Consider the following 26,147-nt stretch of genomic DNA (forward strand, 5'->3'; position numbering starts at 1 on the left):
CGCTCCCGCTCCCGTGTGGCCGTTCCGGGAAACTCAGCGAACGGCTTACGCTTCGACCACGGGGTTGGCCGGCTTGCGCCCGCGCCGGGCGCGCGGGCGCTCCGCAGCGGTAGTCGTCGTGGCTGCTGCCATGCCCGATGCTGTCTCCCCCTCCAGGTAGCTGGAGGGGAGCATCGAGAGGAACTCCGAGAAGCCCGTGGTGCCAATGGGAGCGTGATGCAGCATGGCTTCCTGCGCCGCGGCTTCGTCGCCGCGCAGAATGGCGTCGACCAGCGTCTGGTGCTCGCCCAGCACGCGCTGGCGCTGTGCCTGGGAGCCGAAGATCTTGGGCCGGTAGCGCTGCATTAGCCGCCGCATGCTCTTGATCTGTTCCGACAGGTATTCGTTGCGGCTGGCGTCGTAAATCAACTCGTGAAATGCCGCGTTGGCCTTGCCGAACTGCTTGCCGTCGTCCGCTGCGGACGCTTGCTCACACGACCGGGCCAGCGCCTGGAGTTCGGCGCGCTGGGAGTCATCCATCCGACGGGCCGCGAACTTGGCCGCGATGGCCTCGAGTTCGGCAAGGAGCTCCAGGGTTTCGCGCAATTGGGGGATGGAGAGGCGAGAGACGAATACTCCGACTCGCGGAGCAATCCTGACAAGATTCTGGACGGCCAGTTGCTGCAGCGCCTCCCGGACCGGGGTCCGCGACACGCTGAATCGTTCTGCCAGCGTGCGCTCGTCCAGAAGCGCGCCGGGCGGGAAGGCCCCGCTTTCGATCTCGGCCTGAATAGTGCTCTTGATTTCACTTGCCATGCTCGGCTTTTTCGACAAGGTCATTGAGTGCTATGCCAGTGATGTCGTTGATGGGCATTTCGCCGTATGCACGGCCAGGTTCGAGTATACCAAATCAATCTTTTGGCATTCACCGCCAGGCAGGATGGCGCGGTGAGCCGCGCAGATCCGCTACCCTGACGGCCCATGTGGCGTATTGCCTCGGATTGCGCGCACGCCCGGCCCGGGCCGCCCCGGGCGGTCTCCCAGGCAGGCTTTGCTGGCGGCGGAAGCGGTTCGATCGGTGCCCACCATCCGCCGTCGATGATCGGCTTGCCCATCCCCTCTGTCCTGTTCTCACAACGGATGAGGTTAACAGGTCCGCAGGCCCGCAGGCCCGCCTTGCAGGTTCGCCTTGAGTACCCAGCAACTCTTTTTTGAAACGGCTTCCTGGTTCTCCACGAATTCAAGACTCAGGACACTAGCGCCCTGTATCGCGATGTCGTCGACATGCGTCGATCAGGTAGGCGCGCGGCGCGCGCCTTGGCTACAATGGCGACCCGTCGCGGCGCAGGGGCGGAGGCCGGCGCGGCCGCTGCACCGGATTGGCGCATGACGGCATGTCCGGTGCGCTCCGGGCGCGCCCGCCGACCGCGGACAGCCGCGCACCGCCATTGGCCGGCGCTCGGCCATGCCCGCCTCTCACTCCGAACCCGCCTGCAGGCGCGATCCCATGGAAAGCATCGTCATCGAGATCTTCTACCGCCTGTCGACGGCATTCTTCTGGCCGGTGGCGGTGGCGCTGCTGGTGTTGTTCGCGCTGTCGCTGGCCGACCTCGGCGCGCTGCTGGTGCAGGCGCGGCGGCGCGCGCACACCGCCGCCACCGACCTGCCGGCGGTGGCCAACGCGCTGGCGGCGCGCTTGCCGGCGCCCGGCAGCGGCCGCTCGGCCAGCCTCGACGACGTCGCGCTGTCTCCCTCGCTGGCACGCTTCTGGGCCCTGCTGCAGCAACGGCTGGCCCAGCTCGATTCGCACGAGCACCTCGACCTGTGGCTGGACGAGACGCTGCAGCGCGAGGAGATCCGCATCGCCAACCGCCTCGACCTGTCGCGCACCCTGGTGCGCATCGCGCCCATGCTGGGGCTGGCCGGCACCATCATCCCGCTCGGGCCGGCGCTGCAGTCGCTGCTGTCGGGCGACATGGGCAGCATGGTCAGCCATCTGGTGGTCGGCTTCGGCGCCGTCGTGTGCGGGCTGGTGCTGGGTGGCATCGCCTACGTGCTGACGCTGACGCGCGAGCGCTGGGCACGCGCCGACCTGAAGGAGATGGAGAACCTCAGCGAACTGGTGCTGCGGGCCCTGCCGGCCGGCGCGGGGGCGGCCGCCTGATGGCGCGGCCGCTGCAACGCCGCTTCGTGCGGCGCCGCCGCGTGCTGGGCGAGCTGACTTCCATCCACCGCGAGGATCCGCTGGCCGGCGTCGCCAACCTGTTCGACGCCTCCATCGTCTTTGCCGTGGGCCTGATGGTGGCGCTGATGCAGGCCTTCAGCCTCGCCCAGCTGTTCAACCCCGAGGCGCAGTTCACCCTGGTCCAGCGCGACCCCCGCACCGGCGAACTGCATTTGACCGAGAAGAACCGCAAGGAGATCAAGGTCAGCCGCATCACGCCCGAGCAGAAGGCGGGCGAGGGCACGCGGCTGGGCGTGGCGTACCGCCTGCCCGACGGCAGCGTGGTGTACGTGCCCGAGGCCGGCGCTTCGCCTGCCGCCGCCACCTCTGCCGCCGCCTCTGCCGCCGCCGCGCCGCTGCAGGCGGCACCTGCCGGCCCGCGCTGAACCGTGCCGCAGGGGCTTCCTCCATACCGCCATCCTGCGGCCGGCCCGGGCCGGTGGCTGGCATGGCTGGCCTGCCTGCTCTGGCTGGCGTGGCTGCCCGCCGCCTTCGCGGCGCCGGTGCGCGTGCTGGTGGTGACACCGAACACTCACCTGCTGCCCGCCGCCCTGGCGGCCTTCCAGCGCGCCCATGGCGGGCAGGTGGCCAGCCTTGACTTCACTACCGAGGCACCGGACGCGGCCCGCCTGCAGGCGGCCGACGTGGTCTACGCCTATTACGCGCCGGTCGACGTGCTGCGCCGCATGGCGGACGGCGTGCGGCGCGCGCGCCAGCGTGGCGCGCTGGTGCTGGCGGCGCCGGCGCAGAGCGCGCAGGCCGCCTGGGGCATCGAACTGGACAGCGCCGCCGGCACGGCCGCGCAGGCGTACTGGGAGGCCGGCGGCAGCGACAACCTGGCGGGCTTCCTGGCTTATGTGGCGGCCGCGAGCCAGCCGCCGGGCGCGGCAGCCGCGCTGGTGGTGCCGCCGGTGCGGCCGGCGCCGGCGGCGGGTATCTATCACCCGCGCGCACCGGGACCGTTCGACAGCCTCGATGCCTACCTGCGCTGGTACCGCCAGGCGGGTCCGGGGCCGGGCGCGCCGCTGGTGGGTATCGCCTTCTATGCCACCAACTTCCGCCAGGGCGACCTGGCCCAGATCGACACCCTGGTCGACGCGCTCGAACGCGCCGGCATCGGCGCCGTGCCGGTGTTCGGCTGGCCGCTGTCCAGCCTCGACCGCTGGCTCGCGCAGGACGGCCGCACGCCGCTGCGCCTGCTGCTGGCGCTCAACCTGACCATCAGCCGCGACCCGGACAAGGCCTGGCTGGAGCGCCAGGGCCTGCACGCGCTCAACCTGATCGCCGCACGCGACAGCCGGGCGGCCTGGCAGGCCGACGTGCGCGGCATCGCCGGCGAACGCTTGCCGATGCTGCTGAATACGCCGGAGCGCAACGGCGCCAGCGAACCCATCCTGTTCTCCACCCAGGAGGAGGTGGGCGGGGCCCGCGCCAGCGCCGCCGTGCCCGAGCGCGTCGACGCGGCGGTGGCGCGCGTGCGGCGCTGGCTGGCGCTGCAGGACAAGCCCGCGGCGGACAAGCACATCGCCATCCTGTACTACAACAACCCGCCCGGGCGCGGCAATATCGGCGCCAGTTACCTGGCCACGCTGCCTTCCCTGCGCGCTATCCTGCAACGCCTGCACGAGGCCGGCTACGACAGTGGCGACAACCTGCCGGACACGGCGACGCTGACCGCGCTGCTGGAGGCGAGCGGGCGCAATGTCGAGACGTGGTCGCCCGGCGAGCTGGCGCGCATGCAGGGGCAGGGCCGGCTCACGGTGCTGCCGCTGGCACAGTACCGCGCCTGGTTCGCGCAACTGCCGCCGGCCTTCCGCGCCGCGGTGCTGCGCGCCTGGGGGCCGCCCGAACGCAACCCGCTGATGCTGGCGGACGACGGGCGGGGCGGGCTGGGCTTCGTCATCCCGGGGGTGCGCTTCGGCAAGCTTTTCCTCGGCCCGCAGCCGCTGCGCTCCACCTTCGAACGGTCGATGGACACCACCCACGATACAGTGACGCCGCCGCCGCACTCCTATATCGCCGCCTATCTCTGGTACCGCCATGCCTTCGGCGCGGATGCGATGGTGCACGTGGGCCGCCACGGCACGCTGGAGTGGCTGCCGGGCAAGCAGGTGGCGCAGGCGGGCGATGACAGCGCGGAAGTGCTGCTGGGCGACCTGCCCAATGCCTACTACTACATCCAGGATGGCGGTGGCGAGGCCATCCAGGCCAAGCGGCGCGGCGCGGCGGTGCTGGTGAGCCACCTGGCGCCGTTGCTGGCCCGCGCCGGCTGGCCTGCGGCGCTGGCCGGGCTGGACCAGGCCATCGAGCAGGAGGAGGCGACCCGCGAGACCTCGCCGGAGCTGGCGCGGGTGTACCGCGAGCAGGCGCTGGCGCAGGTGCGCGCGCTCGGGCTCGAGCGCCAGCTCGGACTCGGCAGCGAGGCGCCCTGGGAGGAGATCGAGCCCGCCGTCCATGCCTTCCTGCACCGTGTCGAGGCGGAGCCGATCCCGCTCGGCATCCACGCGCTCGGCGGGCTGCCGGACGAGGCCGCGCAGCGCGATGGACTGGCCACCATGCTGGCCGGACGCTTCAGCAGCCAGGAAGCCGAGGCCATCGGGCCGTCCGCCTTCGCGCGCTGGGCGGCCGACCTGGTGGCCGGGCGCGAGCCGGCGGCACCGGCCGAGGCATTGCCGCCGCCGCTGGCCGCCAAGGCCGCCGAGGCCGTGGCGGCGGGCCGGCTGTGGCTGGCCGCGCTGCGCGCTTCGCCGCGCGACGAACTCGACGGGCTGGTCACGGTGCTGTCGGGACGCTACCTGCCCAGCGCACCGCTGGGTGATCCGGTGCGCACGCCACAGAGCCTGCCGAGCGGGCGCAACCTGCACGCCTTCGATGGCGCCCTGATTCCCACCCGCGCCGCGTGGGAACTGGGCAAGACGCTGGCGGGGCAGACCCTGGGGCGCTACCAGCGCGAACATGGCAGGCTGCCGGAGTCGGTCTCGATGGTGCTGTGGTACGGCGAGACCGAGCGCCACCAGGGCGCGCTGGAAAGCGAGGCGCTCTACCTGATGGGAGTGGAGCCGGTGTGGAACGCGCGCGGCGTGGTCGACGACGTGCGCCTGATTCCCGACGCCGAACTGGGGCGGCCGCGCGTCAACGTGCTGTTCACCATCTCCGGCATCTACCGCGACGGCTTCGGCGACAAGGTCGCCCTGCTCGACAAGGCGGCGCGCCTGGCCGCCGCCGCCGGCGACAACGCGCTGAGCCGGCACGACCGGGCCGTGACGGCCGCCCTGCTTGCCGCCGGCACCGAGGCCGGCCTGGCCGGCAGCCTGGCGCGCGCGCGGGTGTTCGCCGCCAAGCCCGGCAACTATGCCATCGGCGTGTCGCAGATGGTGGAGCAGAGCCGCGACACCGAGGCGCCCGATGCGGTGGCGGCGCAGTACCTGCGCTACATGAACTTCGCCTATTCGGCCGAGGGCTGGGGCACCAGCGCGCCGCAGGCGCTGGCCAGCCACCTCAAGGACAACCAGGCGGTGCTGTTTTCGCGCGCCAGCACCTTGTACGGCGCGCTCGACAACGACGACACCTACCAGTACGCGGGCGGGCTGGCAGCCGCCACCCGCGCCGCCGGCGGGCAGGCGCCGGCCTTCTGGCTGCACAACCTGCGCACGGCCGGCGAGGCGCGCACCCTCGATGCCCGCACCTGGCTGGCCACCGAGCTGAACGCGCGCAACTGGAACCCGAAGTGGATCGCCGCCATGCAGGCCTCCGGCTATGCCGGCGCGCGCGAGATGTTCAAGGAGATCGAGCACCTGTACGGCTTCCAGGCGGCCACGCCGGAACAGATGTCGGGCCAGTTCTGGCAGCGCACCTATGACGTCTACGTGGCCGACAGCGAAGGCCTGGGCATGGAGGCCTTCTTCCGCGCCAGCAATCCGCACGCCCAGCAGTGGATCCTGTCGCGGCTGCTGGAAGTCGACCGCCAGGGCAGCTACCGCTTCAGCGCGGCGCAGCGCGCCGACATGGTGCGCCGCTATGTGGCATCGGTGGCGCGCGACGGGCTCTCGTGCTCGGCCAACACCTGCGGCAATCCGGCGCTGATGCGCTACATCGAGGGGCTCGGGCGCGCGGCGGACACCGACGCGCAGGCCATGCGCCGCTTTGCCGGTGCGCTGGCGCAGGCGACCGCGGCGGGACCTGCCGCCGCGCCCGCGGGCACCGGGGCGGCGCGGGGCGGGCAGGCCGTGCCGGCGCGGCAGGCGAGGGACACACGGCAGGCGCTGCGCCGGCAGTCCGTCGCGCCGCCGCGCTCCGCGGCGAAGGCGGCCGATCCGCCGCGGCCGGCCGCGCGCGGCACGCCGGTGCGCGGGCAGGTGATGGAGACGCGCGTGCTGCGGCTCGACGCGCCGGCCCGGCCCGTTGCCGGCGGCGCGGCAGGCGCGCTCGGCGTCGGCGCGCTGATGCTGCTGGCGATCGGCGCCGGGGCCCTGGCCGAGTGGCGGCGCGGCCGGCGCCGGCGCCCGTGAGCGGCGCGCCGCCGCGCCCATGCCGCAGGCGGGGTGGACAGTCCGCGGCGATGTCATTATTCTGGTCGCCTTCGCCGGCCGGCGGCACCCCGCGTTCCCGCGCCGCGCGCCCCTTCCCCTGATCCATTCGATCCGATCGATCCATTCCCCGCCTTCGGGCCCGTGTGTCGGCGCCCGTGGAGTCCCAGCATGCAGACCAGCAAGATCCCGGCCACCATCGTCACCGGCTTCCTCGGCAGCGGCAAGACCACGCTGCTGCGCCACATCCTCGACCATGCCGACGGCCGCCGCATCGCCGTGATCGTCAATGAGTTCGGGGAGCTCGGCATCGACGGCGAGATCCTCAAGGGCTGCGGCATCGGTTGCGACGAGTCGGGCGAGGCCAACGGCCAGCTCTACGAACTGGCCAACGGCTGCCTCTGCTGCACCGTGCAGGAAGAATTCTTCCCGGTCATGGAAGCGCTGCTGGAGCGGCGCGGCCAGATCGACCACCTGCTGATCGAGACGTCCGGCCTGGCCTTGCCGAAACCGCTGGTGCAGGCCTTCAACTGGCCGAGCATCCGCAATGCCTTCACCGTCGACGCGGTGATCACGGTGGTGGATGGCCCGGCCGCCGCCGCCGGACAGTTCGCCGCCGACCCGGGCGCAGTCGATGCCCAGCGCCGCGCCGACCCCAACCTCGACCACGAATCGCCGCTGCACGAACTGTTCGAGGACCAGCTGGCCAGTGCCGACCTGGTCATCCTCAACAAGACCGACCTGATGGATGCGGCGCAACGCGCGGCGGTGGAGGCGCTGATCCGGCCCGAGATCCCGGCCGAGGTCAAGATCGTGCCCGCGCAGTCGGGGCGCCTCGACCTGGAACTGCTGCTGGGGCTGCAGCGCGCGTCGGAGACCACCATCCACCTGCGCCCCGACCACCACGGCTCGGCCGGGGATGGCGATCACGCGGACCATCACCACGATGAGTTCGACTCGGTGGTGGTGGAGGCCGGCACGGTGGAGCGGGAAGCCTTGCTGGCGGCCCTGCAGGCGCTGGTGGAGGGCAATACGATCTACCGCGTCAAGGGCTTCGCGGCGCTGCCGGGCAAGCCCATGCGGCTGGTGCTGCATGGCGTGGGGCGGCGCTTCGACAGCTATTTCGACCGCGCCTGGCGCCAGGACGAGACGGCAGCCACGCGCGTGGTGCTGATCGGCGCTGACCTGGAGCGTGAAGCGCTGCAGGCCGCGCTGGATGCCGCTCTCGCCGCGTCGCCCGCGGCCCCTGTATCGTCAGCGGCCTGAGGGCACCCGCATGCACCTGCTGTCGACCCGGCCCGGCGGCTTCGTCGAGGACGGGGCCGGCGTGCTGCGCATCGAGCAGACGCCGGCGCAGATCGTCATCCTGAGCGCGGCCGATACGACACTGTCGCTGCTGGCCGGTGTCTATCCGCGCCTGGGGCCCGGCTACCCGAGCGTGCGGCTGGCCAACCAGATGTACCTGCGCCAGCCGGCCTCGCTCGACCTGTACGTCGACGAGGTGCTGCAGCACGCGCGCGTGGTGGTGGTCGACCACCTGGTCGGCGGCAGCGACTGGTCATATGGCCTGGAGCGGCTGCCCGAACTGGCGCGTGCGCGCGGCCAGTTGCTGGTGATGCTGTCGGGTGACCTGGCCGAGGACGCCAACCTCGCGCGCCGCGGCAATGCGCCGGCGGCGCTGTCGCATGCGCTCTGGCAATACCTGCGCGAGGGCGGTGCCGCCAACGCCGAGCAGTTCTACCGCTGCCTGGCCCACCACGCCTTCGGCCTGGGCGCGCCGGCGCTGCCGCCGCAGGCGCTGCCGGAGGCTGCGCTCTACCATCCGGCGCACGGCGTGGCGACCGCGGCCGACTGGCAGCGCACCTGGCGGGAGCGCGGCGTGGCCGGCGCGCCGGTGGTGGCGCTGCTGTTCTACCGCGCCCACCTGCAGGCGGGCAATACCGAGGTGTTCGAGGCCCTGGCCGAGGCCCTGCTGGCAGCCGGGCTGTGCCCGCTGCCGCTGGCGGTCACATCGCTCAAGGCACCGCTGGCGCGCGAGGTCCTGCAATACCTGTGCGCGGAACATGCGGTCGCGCTGGTGCTGAACACCACGGCCTTCTCGGTGGCCTCGCTGGATGGTGGCGCCGAGGCGGAAGCGCCGCTGGCCGGCGACGCACCGGTGCTGCAATTGATCCTGAGCGGCGGCAATCGCGAGGACTGGCTTGCCGACGAGCAGGGCCTGGGTACGCGCGACGTGGCCATGCAGGTGGCGCTGCCCGAGGTGGACGGCCGCATCATCACGCGCGCGGTCAGCTTCAAGGGCCTGGCCTGGCGCTGCCCGCACACCGAGGTGGACGTGGTGCGCTACCAGCCGGACGCCGAGCGGGGGCGTTTCGTCGCCGAGCTGGCGCGGCGCTGGTGCCGGCTGCGCAGCTTGCCCAATGCCGACAAGCGGGTGGCGCTGGTGCTGGCCAACTACCCCGCCAGCGAAGGCCGCATCGGCAACGGCGTCGGGCTGGACACGCCGGCCTCGATGGTGCGCATCCTGGCCATGCTGCGCGAGCAGGGCTACACCACCGGCGCCTTGCCCGCCGACGGCGCCGCGCTGCTGCGCGGCCTTACCGCCGGCATCACCAACGACCCGGCGCAGCACGCGCTGCGCCCCGCCTTCCAGAGCCTGGCGCTGGACGACTACGAGGCGTGGCTGGCCACCTTGCCGGAAGGCAGCCGTGCCGCCATCTCGGCGCGCTGGGGCGAACCGGCGGCCGATCCGATGGTGCGGCAGGGCCGTTTCATGATCGCGGGCGTGCGCAGCGGCCGGCTCTTCATCGGCATCCAGCCCGCGCGCGCCTACGGTGTCGACGACTACGCCAGCTACCACGATGCCGAACTGGTGCCGCCGCACGGCTACCTGGCCTTCTACTGCTGGCTGCGCCAGGTGTTCGGCTGCGATGCCGTGGTGCACGTGGGCAAGCATGGCAACCTGGAGTGGCTGCCCGGCAAGAGCGTGGCGCTGTCGCCTTCCTGCTGGCCCGATGCCATCCTCGGGCCGCTGCCCCATCTCTACCCCTTCATCGTCAACGATCCCGGCGAAGGCGCGCAGGCCAAGCGGCGCACGCAGGCCGTCATCATCGACCACCTGATGCCGCCGCTGACGCGCGCGGAGAACTATGGCCCGCTGCAGGACCTGGAACGGCTGGTGGACGAGTACTACGAAGCGCTGGCGGTCGATCCGCGGCGCGCGCGGCTGCTGCGCAAGGAGATCCTGGCGGGCATCGTCGGCCAGCAGCTGCACCGCGAGCTGGGCTTCGACGGACAGCCAGCCGCCGCCGACGAGGATGAACTGCTGCGGCGTACCGATGCCTACCTGTGCGAGCTGAAGGAGTCGCAGATCCGCGACGGCCTGCACGTCTTCGGCCAGTCGCCGCAGGGCCGCCAGCGGCGCGACACGCTGGCTGCGCTGGCGCGCTTCCCGGCCGGCGACGGCAAGGGCGCGCAGGCCGGCCTGCTGACCGCGCTGGCCGCCGACCTCGGCCTGGGCGCGGGCTTCGACCCGCTCGACGCCGATTGGGCGGCGCCGTGGCAGGGCCCGCGCCCGGCGGCCCTGCAGGCGGTCAGCGGCGAGCCATGGCGCCACCATGGCGACACGCGCGAGCGTCTCGAAGCGCTTGCGCTGGAACTGCTGGCGGGGCTCGACGCCGAGGACAGGGGCGCGCCCGCGGCGCTGCCCTGGACCGCGCAGGTGCTGGCGCGGCTGGGCGGCGACGTGCTGCCGCGCCTGGACGCCTGCGGCGAACAGGAGCTGACGCAGCTCGCGCGCGGGCTGGCCGGCCGCTTCGTGCCGCCGGGCCCGAGCGGCGCGCCGTCGCGCGGCCGTCCCGACGTGCTGCCGACGGGGCGCAACTTCTATTCCGTGGACACGCGCGCCGTGCCCACCCGCATGGCGTGGACACTGGGTTTGCGCGCCGCCGACCAGCTCATCGAACGGCATCTGCAGGAACACGGCGACTACCCGCGCGCCATCGGCCTGTCGATCTGGGGCACCGCCACCATGCGCACCGGCGGCGACGACTTCGGCCAGGCCCTGGCGCTGATGGGGGTGCGCCCGCGCTGGGCGCCGGGCAGCCACCGCGTGGTGGATTTCGAGATCCTGCCGGCCACCGTGCTGGGGCGCCCGCGCGTGGACGTCACGCTGCGCGTGTCGGGATTCTTCCGCGATGCCTTCGCCAATCTCGTCAAGCTGTTCGACGCGGCGGTACGCGCCGTGGCCGCGCTGGACGAGCCCCCCGAGGTCAATCCGCTCGGCGCGCGCGTGCGCGCCGAGCAGGCCCGCCTCGAGGCGCAGGGCCTGGACGGCGCGGAGGCGGCCGAGCGGGCGGCTTGGCGCGTGTTCAGCGCGCGCCCCGGCGGCTATGGCACCGGCCTGCAGGAACTGGTCGATGCGCGCCGCTGGCAGGACGATGCCGATCTCGCCCATGCCTACCTGCAGGCCGGCGGCTACGCCTACGGGCAGCGCGCCGACGGCATCGAGGCCCGCGCGGATTTCGGCGCGCGCCTGGCCGGGCTCGACGCCGTGGTGCAGAACCAGGACAACCGCGAGCACGACCTGCTGGATGCCAACGACTACTACCAGTTCCAGGGCGGCATGGCGGCCGCCGTGCGGCACCTCGGCGGCGCGCAGCCGGCGCTCTACCATGGCGACTTCAGCCATCCCGCGGCGCCGCGCGTGCGCACGCTGGGCGAGGAGATCGCCCGCGTGATCCGTGCGCGCGTGGTCAATCCCAAGTGGCTGGCGGGCGTGCGCCGGCACGGCTACAAGGGCGCCTTCGAGATGGCCGCCACCGTCGACTACCTGTTCGGCTACGACGCCACCACGCGCGTGGTGGCCGACCACCAGTACGCGCTGGTGGCCGACGCCTACCTCAACGATCCCGTCAACCGCGCCTTCCTGGCGCAACACAATGCGCGCGCGCTGCACGCGATCTGCGAGCGCCTGCTCGAAGCCATGCAGCGTGGCCTCTGGCAGGAGCCCGGCGCCTACCGCGCGCAGCTCGAGGCGCACCTGCTCGATGCCGAGCAGCGCCTGGAAGGAAGCTGAGTCACCATGAGCCTGCCCCAACCCTTTCCATTCAGCGCCCTGGTAGGCCAGGCGCGGCTGCAGCGCGCGCTGATGCTGGCGGCGGTCGATGCCGGCATCGGCGGCGTGCTGGTCGGCGGCCCGCGCGGCACGGCCAAGTCCACCGCCGCGCGCGCGCTCGCGGAGCTGCTGCCGCAGGGGCGCTTCGTGCCCCTGCCGCTCGGCGCCAGCGAAGAGCAACTGGTCGGCAGCCTCGACCTCGACCACGCCCTGCGCGGCGGTGAGGTGCGCTTTGCGCCCGGCCTGCTGGCGCGCGCCCACGAAGGCGTGCTGTACGTGGACGAGGTCAACCTGCTGCCCGACCACCTGGTCGACCTGCTGCTCGACGCCGCCGCCAGCGGCGTCAACGTGGTGGAGCGCGACGGGGTCTCGCACCAGCATGCGGCGCGCTTCGTGCTGGTCGGCACCATGAATCCGGAAGAGGGCGAGCTGCGACCCCAGTTGCTGGACCGCTTCGGGCTGGCGCTGATGCTGGAGAACCTCACCGACGCCGCGCAGCGCCAGGCCGTGGTCAAGGCGCGCCTGGCCTTCGATGCCGATCCGGCGGCGTTCCGCGCCGCGGTGGCGGGGCGCCAGGCGGCGCTGGTGGCGCAGATCGCGCGTGCCCGCGCAGGGCTGGCGGCGCTGCGCTTCGACGATGCCGTGCATGGGCGGGTCAGTGCCTTGTGCCTGGCGGCAGGCGTCGACGGGCTGCGCGCCGACCTCGTCATGCTGCGCGCGGCGCGCGCGCTGGCGGCTCTGCAGGGCGATGCCGCCATCTCCACGGCACATGTCGACAGCGTGGCCGAGCTGGTGCTGCATCACCGGCGCCAGGCCGGCGCGCCGGCTCCGGCCGGTGATGGGGAGGATGACGGGCAGGGTGACGGGCAGGGGAGCGGACGCGATCGCGGGCAAGACGGCCATCCGGCCGCAGCGGCCGTTCCTGGCCGCCCGGCGCCAGGGCAGGGCGAAGCCCCCGCGGGCGCTGCCGGCGGCTGGCAGCCCGATCCGGAGGGCAATCCCTGGGGCGCCATGCCGCCGCCGGCCGCAGGCACGGCCGTGGCGCCGGCGGCGGTCGCGCCGGTGGCGCCCTTCACCCGCCTGAAGGACCCGGCCTACGCCAAGGACGCCCCGCCAAAAAAAGCCTGAGCCACCAGGCCGCCGACGCCGGGATCCGGCGCGGCGGCCACCGGTGGCAAGCTCCCCGCCTGCCCGCGCCCGGCATCCTGCCCGGCTCCCGCGTGCACTGGCCGCGCACGCTCGCGGCCAAGGGCACGCAGCCGCTCGCGCGCGGCCACCTGCGCTGGCGTCCAGCCGCCGCCCGCGGCGGCGTGCTGCATTGCTTCCTGCTGGACTGCTCGGCGTCGATGCTGCCGGGCGAACGGCTGGCGCTGGCCAAGGGTGTGCTGCTGCGCCTGCTGGAGCGTGCCTACCAGGCACGCGCCGAAGTGGCGCTGGTGTGCTTCGGCGGCGGCAGCGCGGAAGTCCGCCTGCAGCCGGCGCGGGCCCGCCCGTGGAGCGATGCCTGGATCCGCCCCATCGCCGGCGGCGGTGGCACGCCGCTGGCGCTCGGCACGGAGCGCGCCGGCCGGTTGCTGGCACAAGCCGCGCGCCGCCGTCCGGCGCAGCAGCGCTGGCTGTGGCTGCTCAGCGATGGCCGCAGCAGCGAGCAGCCGGCGCGTCCGCGCTGGGCGGATGCGGTGATGGTGGTGGACTTCGAACGGCAGGCGGTGCCGCTGGGGCGCTGCCGGCGGCTGGCGGAGGATTGGGAGGGGGAGTACCTGGTGGCGGATCGGCTGATCGGCTGACCGGCTGATCGGCCGCTAGGACTGCCGCCCTGGGGTCTTGCGGTAAGTGCTTCTTAGAGCTTTTCTTGCGGGTTGACGCAGGCACCATCCAGCGCTGTTCCTGCCTCGAACCTGATAGGCTAGACCAGTCTGTAGACCAGATGAGGTCAGCATGTTTGTCGAAGTCGGTTCCTACGATGCCAAGACCAGGCTCCCCGAGTTGCTTCGGAAGGTGGAGCAAGGCGAGCGATTCACCATTACCCAGCGTGGGCGCCCGATTGCGGATCTGGTGCCGAGCGCTGACAACGCACGCCACAGCCGTGAGGAGGCCGTGGCGGCAATGCGCTCGATGAAGCGCCTAGTCGATGTCGCTCCCGACACGCTCGAACAATGGGTCGAGGAAGGCCGCCGATGACCTTGGTGCTCGATGCCTCCATGGCCCTTGCCTGGCTGTTCCAGAGCGCGGATCCGGCCCAGGTGGCATTGGCAGAGGCGATGCGCAATGCCGGTGGCGCAGTGTTCGAATGATCGGCATGCCGATCCCGGGCGGTGGCCCGGAGTCGTGAGCGCCCGGGCCGGATGTATTGACCTTCGGCATCACGGCACGATGCCCGCGTCCTGCAGCCACGCGGCCATGTCGTCCACCACCTCGGCCATGTGAGATTGTCCATCGGGCCCGCGCAAGCGGTGGTCCAGCGACGCATAGGTCTTGTAGGTGATGTTGCGCTTGCCCGCCTGATGGAGCCGGGCAACCATGGCCAGCACGGCCTCGGGGGACACGGAATCGTCGGCGCCGGCCTGGATGATCAAGGCCGGAGAGCGGCTCGCCTGCAACACGGCCAGCTGATCCGTGTCGAGCGCGTCGCGCCACCAGCGGTAGCCGTGGCCGCTGGCCGCGATTGCCGCCCGCGCCGCGGGCGTGGCGGTGCGGACATGGCGGGCGAAGGCACGCATGCCCCGCTTCGATTCGGCCTTCTCGCGCGGGGTGCCGGGCGCGCTGGCGATGCTGTGCAGCACGTCGTCGAGGAACCATCGGCCGCCGCCATTGAAGGCGATGGTGGCCGAGATGCGATCCGAGCGCGCCGCCAGCAGGTGCGCGACCACGGCCCCTTCGCTGCCGCCGAGGGCCACCACCTGGCGATAGCCGTGCCGGCGCAGCACGTCGGCGATGACGGCGTCCAGGTCCGCGGCGCGTTGTGCGAGGCTGTCGTGCCGAACATAGGCAAGCGGGCAATCCGCGCGTGCGGGATCGTCGCTGTAGGGCAGGCTGGCATCGATACCGTACTTCTCCACCGTCAGGATGTCGGCTGCCGGCATCACCCGCGCGATGTAGGCGCGGATCGCCTCGACCCGGGTCACGCTGTTGCAATCCGAGCCCTGGATCACCACCAGCAGTTGGTCCGCTTGCGCGGAGGCTTCGCGCTGGTCGAGGTAGAAGCGGATCCGCGAGCCGTCCGCACGGGCCAGGTCCTGGCCCCGGTCCGCTTCCTCTGCCTGTGCCCATGCGGACTGCAGCAGGCAGGCCAGCGCGCAGGCAAGTATCCGCAGCTTGGATTTCACCGGTTCTCCCAGGGCATGGAACTGTCGTCGAAGGGGGAGACTACTATAGGCCGCCGCGGAGCGGGAGCCGCGGACATTGCCGCGGTTTGGGAGGTATCCCGCGTCATCTTGAGATGGTTCCGCACCATGCCGCAGGCGGCATCGCACCGGCTCCGGGAGCGGCTGCTTCCTCTCCACCTGCACGCCGGCTTTGTCATGGCATTCACCCCAGCTTCACCTCGATCTCGTCATAGCGCTGCACGCGGTACACCACCATCGAGACCAGCCAGCTCAGCACGAACACGCCGATGATCACATAGCCCAGCATGCCGAAATGTGCGTTGAGCGCGCCGACCACGTCCCACAGGCCGCCTTCCAGGCCGAGCTTGTCGGCGATCAGGCCGAGTGCTTCGATGCCGCCGATGACCACCGCGACGATCACCGAGACCAGCGTGATGGTCATGTTGTAGTAGAGCTTGCGGATCGGCTTGGTGAAGGCCCAGCCGTAGGCGCCGAGCATGAGGATGCCATCGGTGGTGTCGACCAGCGACATGCCGGCGGTGAACAGCGCCGGGAACACCATGATGGTCCAGAACGGCACGCCCTTGGCGGCTTCCGCGGCGGAGAGGCCGAACAGGGCCACCTCGGTGGCGGTGTCGAAGCCCAGGCCGAACAGCAGGCCCATCGGGAACAGGTGCCAGCTGCGGCTGGCCAGGCGGAACAGCGGGCGGAACCAGCGCGCCAGCACGCCGCGCTCGTTGAGCAGCAGGTCGAGGTCCTGGGCGCGCAGCGTCTCGCCGCGCTTGACGGCGCGGAAGGCACGCCAGACCGAGACCAGGATCAGCAGGTTGAAGAAGGCCAGCAGGAACAGGAACAGCGCCGAGACGCTGGTGCCGATCAGGCCGCCGACCGCCTTCATCTCGCCGAAATGCGATTGCAGGGCGGCCGCCGCGATGGCGATGCCGATCGACATCAGCGTGACCACGGTGGAATGGCCGAGCGAGAAGAAGAAGCCCACCGCGACCGGCCGCTTGCCTTCGGCCATCAGTTTGCGCGTGACATTGTCGATGGCCGCGATATGGTCGGCGTCGACGGCGTGGCGCAGCCCCAGCGTATAGGCCAGCACGGCGGATGCCAGCAGCACCGGGTGGTCGCGGAAGGCGGCCAGGGCCCAGATCCAGGCCCCGGCATTGGCGGCGATCAGGATCGCGTAGAGCGCCACGGTCTTGCGGCGCACGTCGGTGGCTTCGTCATTGAAGATGCTGGCGATCAGGCGGAACGGGTGGGCTGGCATGGGGCGCAGGGCAGATGCGGGGTCAGGGAGCGAAGAGACGGTGCCGAAGCGGGGCGGGCATGCCTGCCCAGGCAGGGAGGCCATGAGAAGCGCCGCGACGGCGGCGGGGTGTGCTGGGCGCGCGGGCGGCGCGCCGAAGGGGCTGGCTTGCGGTCTGTCTTCATCGTGTCGTGCCCGGGCATCCCCGCCCGGGCGTGGCAAATGGTGCCGGAAAGGACGATGAAGCCGCGGCCGTGCGCGGGGCATGCCCCGGGGCTGCCCCGCGGCAGGGCCCGGCACGACACCCGGCCGCCCGTCCGCGGCTTCGGTGGTCGAAGTCAGGCCGGTATCCGGGCTGGCAGGCGATGCGCGCGGTGGGCGCCGCGTGCGCGTGGGGGATGGCCGCCTTCCCGCGCTGGCGCGCAGTGGCTGCCGGCACCAGGCCGGCGTGGCGATCCCTTGACCTGCTTACCGTTGCGGGGGCAGCACAGGCATTGCCGCCAGCGTCCTGAGTCCGCGCATGCAAGACTCAAGCCATTGGCGTTGGCGCACCTGTTTCCCGTTTAACCCGCGCCGCTGGCGTGGCGCGGGCACCTGTCATCGTGATCGGTAAATCACGCGCATTGTAATGGCGGGTGGCGCATGCCGCCAGCGCCGTGCCACGCGCTCCGGTGCGCCATGGCGGGCCGGGCGGCGCCGGCCTTGCCGGCCTGTGTTCTTGCAGAGTGGGGCGGGCGCGGCCCGGTTCGTGTTCCCCCGAGCCGCCAAATCGTCGTTTCGGACGACGCCCGGCGCCGGGGCGCTGCCGAGAATCGTCGTAACCGGCCAGGGCCGGCAGACAGACCGCCGGCGCCAGGCCAGGCGGCGGGATCCACCAGGAGACAGGCATGCGGGCGCCCGCGGGCGCAGGACTTCGTGCGCCGGCGAACGGCGGCACGCCGTCGCGCATGCCCGCTTCCGTCTTCGGCGAGGCAGGCATCGTGACGCAAACGCATTCCACAGACCCCGGGCAGCACAGTGAGGCGGCTTCCGTGCTGGTCGAGATCGATCCGGCCGGCTATGCGGTGCTGACCCTGAACCGGCCGCAGGCGATGAACGCATTGTCGGTGGCGCTGTGCCGGGCGCTGGCCGAGGCGGTGGCGGCGCTGCGCGACGATCCGCGTGTGCGCGTGCTGATCCTGACCGGCAGCGGGCGTGCCTTCTGCGCCGGGCTGGATCTCAAGGAACTGGCGGCCGGGCGCGAACTGTCGGCCTTCGTCAGCACCAGCGATCCGGTGCGCGTGCTCGGCACCTTCCGGGGGCCGGTGATCGGTGCCATCAATGGCGCGGCCATCACCGGCGGCTTCGAGCTGGCGCTGGCCTGCGACATGCTCATCGCCTCCACCGAAGCACGCTTCGCCGACACGCACGCACGCGTGGGCATCGTGCCGGGCTGGGGTTTGTCGCAGAAGCTGAGCCGGCTGGTCGGCCTGGCCCGGGCCAAGGAGATCTCGCTGACCGGCAACTTCGTCGGCGCGCAGGAGGCGGAACGCATCGGCCTGGTCAACCGCGTGGTGGCGCCGGAGACGCTGCTGCCGGCCGCCCGGCGGCTCGCCGAAGACCTGTTGTCGGCGGTGCCGGAGATGCTGCCGGAGATGAAGCAGCTGATCGACGAGGGCTATGCGCTGCCGCTGGGCGAGGCGCTGGCGCTGGAGCGCCGGCGCTCCAGCGCGTGGAGCCAGGCCATGCCGCGCGAGGAGATCGCGCGGCGGCGCGAGGCCGTGCAGCAGCGCGGCCGCGCGCAGGCGGCGGGCGGCTGAGCGGAGGCCCTGGCGGTGGGGCCGGCAGCGCGCAGGGACGGGACGGCAGGCGATGGCAGGCGCCGGCAACAGGCGCCGCAACCAATGCAGCGGGCAACGCAACAACCACGAGGAGGAAGGCATGGCGAAGCGGAAGATGGCGGCAGTGGGCAGGTGGCTGGCGGCGGCGGGACTGGCCGGCCTGGCTTGCCTGGCGCAGGCGCAGAAGGCCTACGATACGGGCGCGAGCGACAGCGAGATCAAGATCGGCAACACGGTGCCGTACTCGGGGCCGGCATCGGCCTACGGCACGGTGGGCAAGGCGGCCGCGGCCTACTTCCGCAAGGTCAATGCCGAGGGCGGCATCAACGGGCGCAAGATCCGCTTCATCTCGGTCGATGACGCCTACAGCCCGCCGATGACCGTGGAGCAGACCCGCAAGCTGGTCGAGCAGGAGCAGGTGCTGCTGATCTTCGCGCCGCTGGGCACGGCCAGCAATGCCGCCACGCAGAAATACCTGAACATGAAGAAGGTGCCCCAGCTCTTCGTCAGCTCGGGCGCCCACCGCTGGGGCGATCCGGAGCATTTCCCGTGGACCATGGGCTGGAACGTCAGCTACCTGACCGAAGGCCATATCTACGCCAGGCACATCCTCGCCAACCGGCCGCAGGCGAAGATCGCGATCCTGTACCAGAACGACGAGTTCGGCAAGGACATGCTGCGCGGCTTCCTCGACGGCCTCGGCGACAAGGGCAAGGCGCTGGTGGTGGCGCAGGCCAGCTACGAGCTGAGCGATCCCACGGTGGACAGCCAGATGATCAGCCTGAAGAGCTCGGGCGCCGACACGCTGGTCGACCTGTCGACGCCGAAGTTCGCCGCGCAGGCGATCCGCAAGGCGGCCGCGATCGGCTGGAAGCCGGTGCACTACCTGGCCAATGTGTCGAGCTCCGTGACCGCGGTGCTCAAGCCGGCCGGGCTGGACAATGCCAAGGACATCCTCTCGGCCGCCTTCGTGCGCGACCCCTCCGATCCGCGCTGGCAGGGCACCCGCGAGCAGGCCGACTTCGCCGCCTTCATGAAGCAGTACTACCCGGAGGGCGACGCCAGCGACGCCTTGAACGTCACCGGCTATTCGATGGCGCAGACCATGGTGCAGGTGCTCAGGCAGGCCGGTGACAACCTGACGCGCGCCAACATCATGAAGCAGGCCGCCAGCCTGGACATGACCCTGCCGATGCTCTACCCGGGCATCAAGCTCAAGACCAGCCCGACCAATTTCCACCCGCTCGCCGGCATGCAGATGGTGCGTTTCAACGGCAGCGGCTACGACCCGGTCGGCGGCGTGATCGGGCAGTAGCGCCCCTATCACGCCTCACGCCGCCGCGCCGCCAGCAGCCATTCAAGGAGACCAGACAGTCATGGCAATCGAGTTTCCACGCTCGTGGATGAACGAAGAACTGACGATGTACCGCGACACCGTGGTGCGTTTCGTCGAGAACGAGATGGTGCCCGGCGACGAGGCGGCGCGCCAGCGCGGCCACGTCGGCCGCGAGATCTGGCGCCGGGCCGGCGAACTGGGCCTGCTGTGCGCGGACATTCCCGAGGCCTATGGTGGCGGCGGCGGCGACTTCCGCCACGAAGCGGTGTTCTACGAGGAGATGGCGCGGCGCAGCCTGACCGGCATGGCCGCCTCGGTGCACAGCATCGTCGCGCACTACCTGCTCAACCACGGCACCGAGGCGCAGAAGCAGCGCTACCTGCCGCGCATGGCGCGCGGCGAGCTGGTCGGCGCCATCGCCATGACCGAGCCGGGGGCCGGCTCCGACCTGCAGGGCGTGCGCACGCGTGCCGAGCGGCAGGGCGACGGCTATGTGATCAACGGCGCCAAGACCTTCATCACCAACGGCTACCTGGCCGGCCTGGTGCTGGTGGTGGCCAAGACCGATCCGGCGCAGAAGGCCAAGGGCATGTCCATCCTGATCGTCGAGACCGAGGACCGTCCCGGCTACCAGGTGGGCAAGGTGCTCGACAAGATCGGCCTGAAGGCGCAGGACACCTCCGAACTGTTCTTCGACAATGTGCGCGTCGGCGCCGACTGCCTGCTGGGCGGCGAAGAGGGCAAGGGCTTCTACCAGTTGATGAGCGACCTGCCGTACGAGCGCCTGATCATCGGCGTCACCGCGGCGGCGGCGATGGAGGGGGCCTACGAGGCCACGTTGCAGTACACGCGCGAGCGCGAGGCCTTCGGCCAGCCCATCGGCCAGTTCCAGAACACGCGCTTCAAGCTGGCCGAGATCGCCACCCACGTCAAGGTGGCGCGGGCCTACATCGACCGCTGTGTCGAGGACATCGTCGCCGGCCGGCTCGACACGGTGGGCGCCTCGATGGCCAAGATGTGGGCCAGCGAGCTGCAGAACCGCGTGATCGACGAATGCCTGCAGCTGTTCGGCGGCTATGGCTACATGAACGAGTACCTGATCGGCCGCATGTATGTCGACGCGCGTATCCAGCGCATCTACGGCGGCACCAGCGAGATCATGAAGGAGGTGATCTCGCGCGCGCTGTAGGCCGGGCAGGCGCCGGTGCGCCGGCGCCGCGGCACAGGGTCGGCGCGGCTGCGGAGCAGCGGATCAGCGGATCAGCGGATCAATTCCAGGCGGCGCGCGATGGCCACTGCCTGGGTGCGGTTCTGCGCGTTCAGCTTGCCGTTGATATTGCGCAGGTGCGTGCGCACCGTGCTGTCGGAGACGAACAGTTTCTCGGCCAGGGCGCTGTTCGAGTAGCCCTCGGCGACCAGGGCCAGCAGGCGGATCTCCTTGGCGGTGAGCGGCTCGACCAGGGCAGGGCAGTCCGGCGGCAAGGCCGCCTCGCCGGGCCCGGCGCCGCCGCATGCCTGCGCCAGCCGCTGCAGGTAGGCCCGGAAGATCGGGTCGGCGCCGGCGCCGGCCCCTTCTTCCTGCGTCATCGCTTCCACCTGCCGCACCAGCAGGGCGGCGTCGCCCCCTTCGTCGGCGAACAGGCGCACGAAGCCTTCCGCGCAGCCGTTGCGCAGCGCGCCGGTCATGGCCGCCAGCGCGGCCGGGGCGTCGCCGGCACGGGCCAGCGCCATGGCTTGCAGGACGCGCAGCTTGAGGGCGCGGCGGAAGCGCCGGCTGCGCACGGCGGCGTCGATGCCGTCGGCCAGGCGCGGCAGCGCCGACGCGGCGCGCCCGGCGGCGACCAGCCAGCGCAGTTCGGCCATCTCATGGGTCTGGAGATCGTGCGCGGGCAGGCGCAGGCGCGCCACGCGCGCCCACAGCGCGGCATCGTTGGCACGCTCCAGTTCCTCGCGGGCGCCTTGCAGGTGGCCTTGCATGGTCAGCAGGTGGGCGCGTTCCAGCTTGGCGCTGCTGACCACGCGCGGCAACTGGCGCTGGTGGCCCAGGTACTCCAGCTCGGTCAGGCAATGGAAGGCCTGGTCGACGTCGCCGTGGTGGAAGGCGATGCGCGACAGCAGCATATAGCCCTGGATCATGTGGTCGGCGAGGCCGGCATCCCTGGCCAGCGGCAGGTAGACCTGGAGCAGGTGCCGGGCCTGGTCGAGCTCGTCGGCCTCGTAGAGGCTGGCGGCGTACAGCACGCCGGCCCAGGCATTGCCGCCGGTGTGGCCCTGCGACGCCGCATGGGTCGCGCCGACGGCGATGCGGAAGCGCGCGGTGGCCTGGCGCAGCCTGCCCTCCTCGAGATCGGTCAACCCGCCGACCGACTCCGAGTACATCTTGATGAAGTGGCTGGCCGCCGCGCCCGGGCTGCTGCGCGCGGCATCGAGCAGGCGGTGCGATTCCTGGTACTCGCCCATCACCGCCGACAGGTAGGCCATGCAGTTGGACAGCACGCCCTCGGCGAAGCCCTGGCGCGCCGGCATGTGGCGCAGCGCCTCGCGGCCGAGCGCGAAGGCCTCCTCGGCCTGGTCCATCACCGCCAGCAGGAAGGGCTGCAGCGCCAGCACGTGCGGCCGCACCTCCGGGTCCGGGTCGGCGGCGCAGCCGTAGCCGTCGAGCCTGGCCTGGGCCTCGTGCGGGCCGTGCGTCAGGCACAGGGCCCAGACATGGACCACCTGCAGCAGCGGGGAGCCGGCGATGCAGGCGGGCGGGATGGCGCCGAACCAGCGCGTCAGCAGGCGCATGCGGCCGCCCTCGAGCAGGGCAATGGCGTGCCGGGCCAGCAAGCGCACCGCGTGGTCGAAGCTGCCGCCTTCGAGCGCGTGGTCGATGGCCGGCACCGGCCGGCCGTGCGCCTCGTACCAGTGCGCGGCGGCGCGGTGCAGGCGCCGGCCCTCGTCGGGCAGTTCGCGCTGGAGCTGGGCGCGCAGGAAGTCGGCGAAGAGGCTGTGGTAGCGGTAGCTCGGCGCGTCGCCTTCCATCGGCGTCAGGAAGAGGTTGTCCGCCTCCAGCCGTGCCAGCATGGCGGCGCTGTCGACACCGGGCAGCAGGTGGTCGCACAGGCCGGCGTCGAGGTGCCGCAGGATGGCGGTGCGCAGCAGGAAATCCCGCACCGGCGCCGGCTGGCGTTCCAGCACGTCTTCGGCGAGGTAGTCGGCCAGGGCCTGGTTCGAGCCCGAGAAGCGGGCGATGAAGCGGTCCCGGTCGCGGTGGTCGTCGCGCCGTTCCAGCGCCAGGGAAGCCAGCCACAGCGCGGCCGGCCAGCCCTCGGCCTTGCCGTGCAGGCGCGCCACCTCGTCGTCGGGCAGCGCGCTGTCGCGGCGGCGGTTCAGCAGTTCGGCCGTTTCCGGCAGCGAGAAGCGCAGCAGGGCGGCGTCGATCTCGAGCAACTGGCCGCGCGCCCGCAGCCGGCCCAGGCCGAGGTCGGGCAGGCCGCGCGAGCCGATCACCAGGCGTCCGCCGCGCGGCAGGCCGTCGAGGATCTCGCGCACCAGGCGCAGCACGGCGGGCTCCTGCAGGGCCTCGAAATCGTCGAGGAACACAGCGAAGGGCGCGGTGCGCGCGGCCAGGCCCGCCATGATGGCGAGCGCCATGTCGGCCGGCGAGCGCAGGCCCGCGTCCGCCATCGCGGGGGCCGCGGCGGGTGCGTCCGCCGCCATGCCGCCGACCGCGGCGGCGAGGCAGGCGAGGAAACGGGACGGGTCGTTGTCGGCGCCATCCAGGGTCAGCCATGCCGTGTCGACGCCGCTGGCTTCCAGCAGCGAGCGGCACTGCACCATGGCGGTGGTCTTGCCGAAGCCGGCCGGCGCCCGCACCAGCACCACCCTGGCGGCGCCGGCGGCGCGCACGCGTTCCCGGATCTCGCCGCGCGCCACCTGGGCGACACTGGTGGTGGGCGGGCTGAGCTTGCTGGTGAGCGGGGTACGGGACGGGTCGACCGGGCTGGGCATGGGCAGGGTGAGGGGTTCCGGGCCATCGGGAAGCACGCGGCGGCGGCCCGGCGTGCCCGAGCATACAACGAGCGCGGCGTTCGGCCACGTCGCACAGCAGCATGGCGTGGCCGGCGCTCGCGGCCAATCGTCTTAAGCGACGATGTGGCGGCACGCGGCGCTGCCTAACATGGCAGGCATCCTGCGCGGCGTATGCCGCCCCGCCTCCGCCCCTACTGCCTGCGAGCATGAAGAACGATTCCTGGCGCCAGGACCTGGCCTCCTACCGGCTCCGCTTCGAGCTGCCCACCCGCTACGCGGATGTCGACGCCGAGCGGCACGTCAACAATGTGGCGGTGCAGACCCTGCACGCCGAGGCCCGCTCGCGGCTGCACCTGTCGGTATTCGGCTGGGAGGCGTGGCAGCCGCTGACGGCAACCGTGCGCACGCGCGCGGTGCGCACCGATTTCCTGCAGGTGACCTACTATCCGGCGCCGGTGACCTGTGGCGCCGCCCTGGTGGAGGTGGATGCATCCGGCTACACGCTGGCACTGGGGCTGTTCCAGCAGGGGCGCTGCGTCGGCGTGCAGTCGTGCCGCATCGGCGCCTGGCGCGACGGCGAATGGCGGCCACTGCCGGCGGCGGTGCGGGAAGCGATGCTGGACTTCGGCCCCGATGCGGTGATGGCGGCCGGCCTGCCGGGCGGCGCGCCGGGCCCCGGCGCAGGGGACGATGCCGATGGTGGCGGTGCCGAGGCCGGCGGCTATCCCTGCGCGGACCGGCTGACCACCCGCTTCGGCGACCTCGACGCCGATGGCATGCTGAGCGAGCTCGCGCTGGCGCGCTACTTCGAGCAGGGGCGCTCGCACCTGCTGCTGGCGCTCGGGCAGGACTGCGGCGCGGACCTGCGCCACGGGCCGGTCGGCATGCTGATCGCCAGCACCGGCGCGCGTGTGCTGCGCCAGGTGCGGCCGGGCGCCGAGATGACGCTGGCATCGGGCGTGGTGCGCATCGGCCGCACCTCGGTCGTGCTGCGTACGGCGGTGTTCCAGGGCGAGGCCTGCGTCGGCATCGCCGACAACGTGATGGTCTTCATCGCGCGCGCCGATGGCCGGCCCACCCTGGTGCCCGCCGCGCTGGCGCGGCGGCTGGAAGGCCTCGCCTGCGCCGGCCTGCCGCGCTGAACCGGCCGGCCACGGCATTTCCCCCCAAACCAAAGCGCAGCGGCGCTGCCAGGAGCTGACCAATGACGGGTCCCTTGCAAGGCTTGAAGGTCGTGGAGATGGTCGGCATCGGGCCGGCGCCGTTCTGCGCCATGATGCTGGCCGACATGGGCGCGGAGGTGATCCGCATCGACCGGCCCGGGCCGGCGGGCGAGGTGATGCCCAAGACCGCGCGCTTCGATGTGCTGGCGCGCGGGCGCCGCTCGCTCGCGCTAGACCTCAAGCGCCCGGGCGGCGCCGAGGCCGTGCTGCAGCTGGTGGCCCAGGCCGACATCCTGCTGGAGGGCTTCCGCCCGGGCGTGATGGAGCGCCTGGGGCTGGGGCCGGACGCCTGCCTGGCGTGCAATCCGCGCCTGGTCTACGGCCGCATGACGGGCTGGGGCCAGCACGGGCCGCTGGCCCAGGCGGCCGGGCACGACATCAACTACATCGCGCTGAGCGGCGCCCTGCACGCGATCGGCCACGCCGACGAGCCGCCGGTGGTGCCGCTCAACTACGTGGGCGACTTCGGCGGCGGCGCCATGATGCTGGCCTTCGGCGTGCTGTGCGCGCGCCTGGAAGCGCTGCGCAGCGGCAAGGGCCAGGTGGTCGACGCCGCCATGACCGACGGTGCGGCGCTGCTGTCGGCGATGATGTACGGCTTCAAGGCAGCCGGCAGCTGGAGCAACCAGCGTGGCGAGAACCTGCTGGATGGCGGCGCGCATTTCTACGGTACCTATGCCTGCGCCGACGGCAAGTACGTCGCCATCGGCGCCATCGAGCCGCAGTTCTATGCCGAGCTGATCCGTCTCAGCGGCATCGACGATGCCGCCTTCGCCGCGCAGCGCGACGTGAACGGCTGGCCGGTGCTCAAGCTGCGCCTCGCCGACGTGTTCAAGACCCGCACCCGCGCCGAATGGTGCGAGCTGATGGAAGGCTCCGATGTCTGCTTCGCGCCCGTGCTGGACTGGGACGAGGCGCCCGCGCATGCGCACAACCTGGCGCGCGGCACCTTCGTCGAGATCGATGGCGTGACCCAGCCGGCGCCGGCGCCGCGCTTCTCACGCACGCCGCCACCGACACCGCGCGGCCCGGCCGCGCGCGGCGGCGACAGCGAGGCGGTGCTGCGCGACTGGGGCTTCACGGCGGCCGCGGTGGCGGACCTCAAGCAGCGCGGCGTGATCTGAGCCCACGGCGTGCCGGCATGGTGCCGGCGCCGCTTGCCGTGCGACGCCCGAATCGTCGTTTCCGACGAGCCTGCGGGGGCGGGCCGCGCCAAGAATGGCAGGCATGCGTGGCCGCTGGCCGGCCGGCACCGCGCCGGTTGCCGGCCAGCGTCCGGCAGCCAACCGTCAGCGGTCGCAGGTTGCGGGTCGACGCGGCCATTCCTTCCC

General features: G+C 72.0%; 17 protein-coding genes and 1 riboswitch. Of the genes, 13 read left to right on the forward strand and 4 right to left on the reverse strand.

What is annotated here, in order from left to right:
- Positions 1-45: 45 nt before the first annotated feature.
- The gene (locus BKK79_RS32515; RefSeq protein WP_071039906.1) at positions 46-819 is read right to left on the reverse strand and encodes a GntR family transcriptional regulator; all 774 of its coding nucleotides are present in this window, start codon (positions 817-819) and stop codon (positions 46-48) included.
- A 667-nt stretch (positions 820-1,486) separates the two neighbouring features.
- Here BKK79_RS32515 and BKK79_RS32520 point away from each other — a divergent pair.
- From BKK79_RS32520 to BKK79_RS32555, 8 genes are all read left to right on the forward strand, one after another.
- Positions 1,487-2,143, forward strand: coding sequence for a MotA/TolQ/ExbB proton channel family protein (locus tag BKK79_RS32520; protein ID WP_071020417.1), 657 nt, complete (start codon positions 1,487-1,489; stop codon positions 2,141-2,143).
- Entirely contained in the window at positions 2,143-2,589 is a 447-nt protein-coding gene (locus BKK79_RS32525) for a DUF2149 domain-containing protein (protein ID WP_071020415.1), read from the forward strand. Before BKK79_RS32520 ends, BKK79_RS32525 begins: the two co-directional genes overlap by 1 nt.
- Before the next feature lie 3 nt (positions 2,590-2,592).
- A complete protein-coding gene (locus tag BKK79_RS32530; RefSeq protein ID WP_071039907.1) occupies positions 2,593-6,711 on the forward strand; it encodes a cobaltochelatase subunit CobN in 4,119 nt (1,372 codons plus the stop codon).
- Positions 6,712-6,900: 189 nt separating this feature from the next.
- Positions 6,901-7,995 (forward strand): cobalamin biosynthesis protein CobW, encoded by a 1,095-nt coding sequence (gene cobW / locus BKK79_RS32535; RefSeq protein ID WP_071039908.1) that lies wholly within the window; start codon positions 6,901-6,903, stop codon positions 7,993-7,995.
- Positions 7,996-8,005: 10 nt separating this feature from the next.
- Positions 8,006-11,806, forward strand: coding sequence for a cobaltochelatase subunit CobN (gene cobN, locus BKK79_RS32540; protein WP_071039909.1), 3,801 nt, complete (start codon positions 8,006-8,008; stop codon positions 11,804-11,806).
- Between the two features lie 6 nt (positions 11,807-11,812).
- A complete protein-coding gene (locus BKK79_RS32545) occupies positions 11,813-12,973 on the forward strand; it encodes an ATP-binding protein (RefSeq protein ID WP_071039910.1) in 1,161 nt (386 codons plus the stop codon).
- A 92-nt stretch (positions 12,974-13,065) separates the two neighbouring features.
- Positions 13,066-13,632, forward strand: coding sequence for a vWA domain-containing protein (locus tag BKK79_RS32550; RefSeq protein WP_198173359.1), 567 nt, complete (start codon positions 13,066-13,068; stop codon positions 13,630-13,632).
- 151 nt (positions 13,633-13,783) lie between these two features.
- Complete coding sequence (locus BKK79_RS32555) at positions 13,784-14,026, forward strand: type II toxin-antitoxin system Phd/YefM family antitoxin (protein WP_071020400.1); 243 nt, start codon at positions 13,784-13,786, stop codon at positions 14,024-14,026.
- 182 nt (positions 14,027-14,208) lie between these two features.
- Here BKK79_RS32555 and BKK79_RS32560 read toward each other — a convergent pair whose 3' ends face one another.
- Positions 14,209-15,171: a serine aminopeptidase domain-containing protein gene (locus tag BKK79_RS32560; RefSeq protein WP_232346370.1), complete on the reverse strand. Its 963-nt coding sequence runs from the start codon at positions 15,169-15,171 to the stop codon at positions 14,209-14,211.
- 202 nt (positions 15,172-15,373) lie between these two features.
- Complete coding sequence (locus BKK79_RS32565; RefSeq protein WP_071020398.1) at positions 15,374-16,444, reverse strand: HoxN/HupN/NixA family nickel/cobalt transporter; 1,071 nt, start codon at positions 16,442-16,444, stop codon at positions 15,374-15,376.
- 303 nt (positions 16,445-16,747) lie between these two features.
- A riboswitch (cobalamin riboswitch) is annotated at positions 16,748-17,036 on the reverse strand.
- A gap of 274 nt (positions 17,037-17,310) precedes the next feature.
- On the opposite strand from BKK79_RS32565, the gene BKK79_RS32570 reads away from it, so the two are divergent.
- From BKK79_RS32570 to BKK79_RS32580, 3 genes are all read left to right on the forward strand, one after another.
- On the forward strand, positions 17,311-18,222 hold the full coding sequence (locus BKK79_RS32570; protein WP_198173360.1) for an enoyl-CoA hydratase: 912 nt from the start codon (positions 17,311-17,313) through the stop codon (positions 18,220-18,222).
- Between the two features lie 136 nt (positions 18,223-18,358).
- Positions 18,359-19,558, forward strand: coding sequence for an ABC transporter substrate-binding protein (locus tag BKK79_RS32575; protein ID WP_071040523.1), 1,200 nt, complete (start codon positions 18,359-18,361; stop codon positions 19,556-19,558).
- A gap of 61 nt (positions 19,559-19,619) precedes the next feature.
- A complete protein-coding gene (locus BKK79_RS32580) occupies positions 19,620-20,768 on the forward strand; it encodes an acyl-CoA dehydrogenase family protein (protein WP_071039912.1) in 1,149 nt (382 codons plus the stop codon).
- Positions 20,769-20,839: 71 nt separating this feature from the next.
- On the opposite strand, the gene BKK79_RS32585 is transcribed toward BKK79_RS32580, so the two are convergent.
- Positions 20,840-23,572 carry a LuxR C-terminal-related transcriptional regulator gene (locus BKK79_RS32585; protein ID WP_071039913.1) on the reverse strand — a complete coding sequence of 911 codons (2,733 nt, stop codon included), beginning with the start codon at positions 23,570-23,572 and terminating at the stop codon, positions 20,840-20,842.
- Between the two features lie 227 nt (positions 23,573-23,799).
- Here BKK79_RS32585 and BKK79_RS32590 point away from each other — a divergent pair, with 227 nt between their 5' ends.
- Together BKK79_RS32590 and BKK79_RS32595 are read left to right on the forward strand one after the other, a co-directional pair.
- Entirely contained in the window at positions 23,800-24,735 is a 936-nt protein-coding gene (locus tag BKK79_RS32590; RefSeq protein ID WP_071039914.1) for a thioesterase family protein, read from the forward strand.
- A 62-nt stretch (positions 24,736-24,797) separates the two neighbouring features.
- Positions 24,798-25,940, forward strand: a complete 1,143-nt coding sequence (locus BKK79_RS32595; RefSeq protein WP_071039915.1) for a CaiB/BaiF CoA transferase family protein — start codon at positions 24,798-24,800, stop codon at positions 25,938-25,940.
- Positions 25,941-26,147 lie beyond the last annotated feature (207 nt).

It is taken from the genome of Cupriavidus sp. USMAA2-4, from assembly GCF_001854305.1.
In the GTDB taxonomy this organism is placed as follows: Bacteria; Pseudomonadota; Gammaproteobacteria; order Burkholderiales; family Burkholderiaceae; genus Cupriavidus; species Cupriavidus malaysiensis.

Excerpts from the sequence above, each read along its gene's own strand:
- BKK79_RS32595 (WP_071039915.1), top strand. The coding sequence starts at position 24,798 with ATGACGGGTCCCTTGCAAGGCTTGAAGGTCGTGGAGATGGTCGGCATC.
- cobW (WP_071039908.1), top strand. The coding sequence starts at position 6,901 with ATGCAGACCAGCAAGATCCCGGCCACCATCGTCACCGGCTTCCTCGGC.
- BKK79_RS32565 (WP_071020398.1), bottom strand. The coding sequence starts at position 16,444 with ATGCCAGCCCACCCGTTCCGCCTGATCGCCAGCATCTTCAATGACGAA.
- BKK79_RS32570 (WP_198173360.1), top strand. The coding sequence starts at position 17,311 with ATGCGGGCGCCCGCGGGCGCAGGACTTCGTGCGCCGGCGAACGGCGGC.
- BKK79_RS32580 (WP_071039912.1), top strand. The coding sequence starts at position 19,620 with ATGGCAATCGAGTTTCCACGCTCGTGGATGAACGAAGAACTGACGATG.
- BKK79_RS32515 (WP_071039906.1), bottom strand. The coding sequence starts at position 819 with ATGACCTTGTCGAAAAAGCCGAGCATGGCAAGTGAAATCAAGAGCACT.
- BKK79_RS32575 (WP_071040523.1), top strand. The coding sequence starts at position 18,359 with ATGGCGGCAGTGGGCAGGTGGCTGGCGGCGGCGGGACTGGCCGGCCTG.
- BKK79_RS32525 (WP_071020415.1), top strand. The coding sequence starts at position 2,143 with ATGGCGCGGCCGCTGCAACGCCGCTTCGTGCGGCGCCGCCGCGTGCTG.
- BKK79_RS32555 (WP_071020400.1), top strand. The coding sequence starts at position 13,784 with ATGTTTGTCGAAGTCGGTTCCTACGATGCCAAGACCAGGCTCCCCGAG.
- BKK79_RS32590 (WP_071039914.1), top strand. The coding sequence starts at position 23,800 with ATGAAGAACGATTCCTGGCGCCAGGACCTGGCCTCCTACCGGCTCCGC.
- BKK79_RS32585 (WP_071039913.1), bottom strand. The coding sequence starts at position 23,572 with ATGCCCAGCCCGGTCGACCCGTCCCGTACCCCGCTCACCAGCAAGCTC.
- BKK79_RS32545 (WP_071039910.1), top strand. The coding sequence starts at position 11,813 with ATGAGCCTGCCCCAACCCTTTCCATTCAGCGCCCTGGTAGGCCAGGCG.
- BKK79_RS32520 (WP_071020417.1), top strand. The coding sequence starts at position 1,487 with ATGGAAAGCATCGTCATCGAGATCTTCTACCGCCTGTCGACGGCATTC.
- cobN (WP_071039909.1), top strand. The coding sequence starts at position 8,006 with ATGCACCTGCTGTCGACCCGGCCCGGCGGCTTCGTCGAGGACGGGGCC.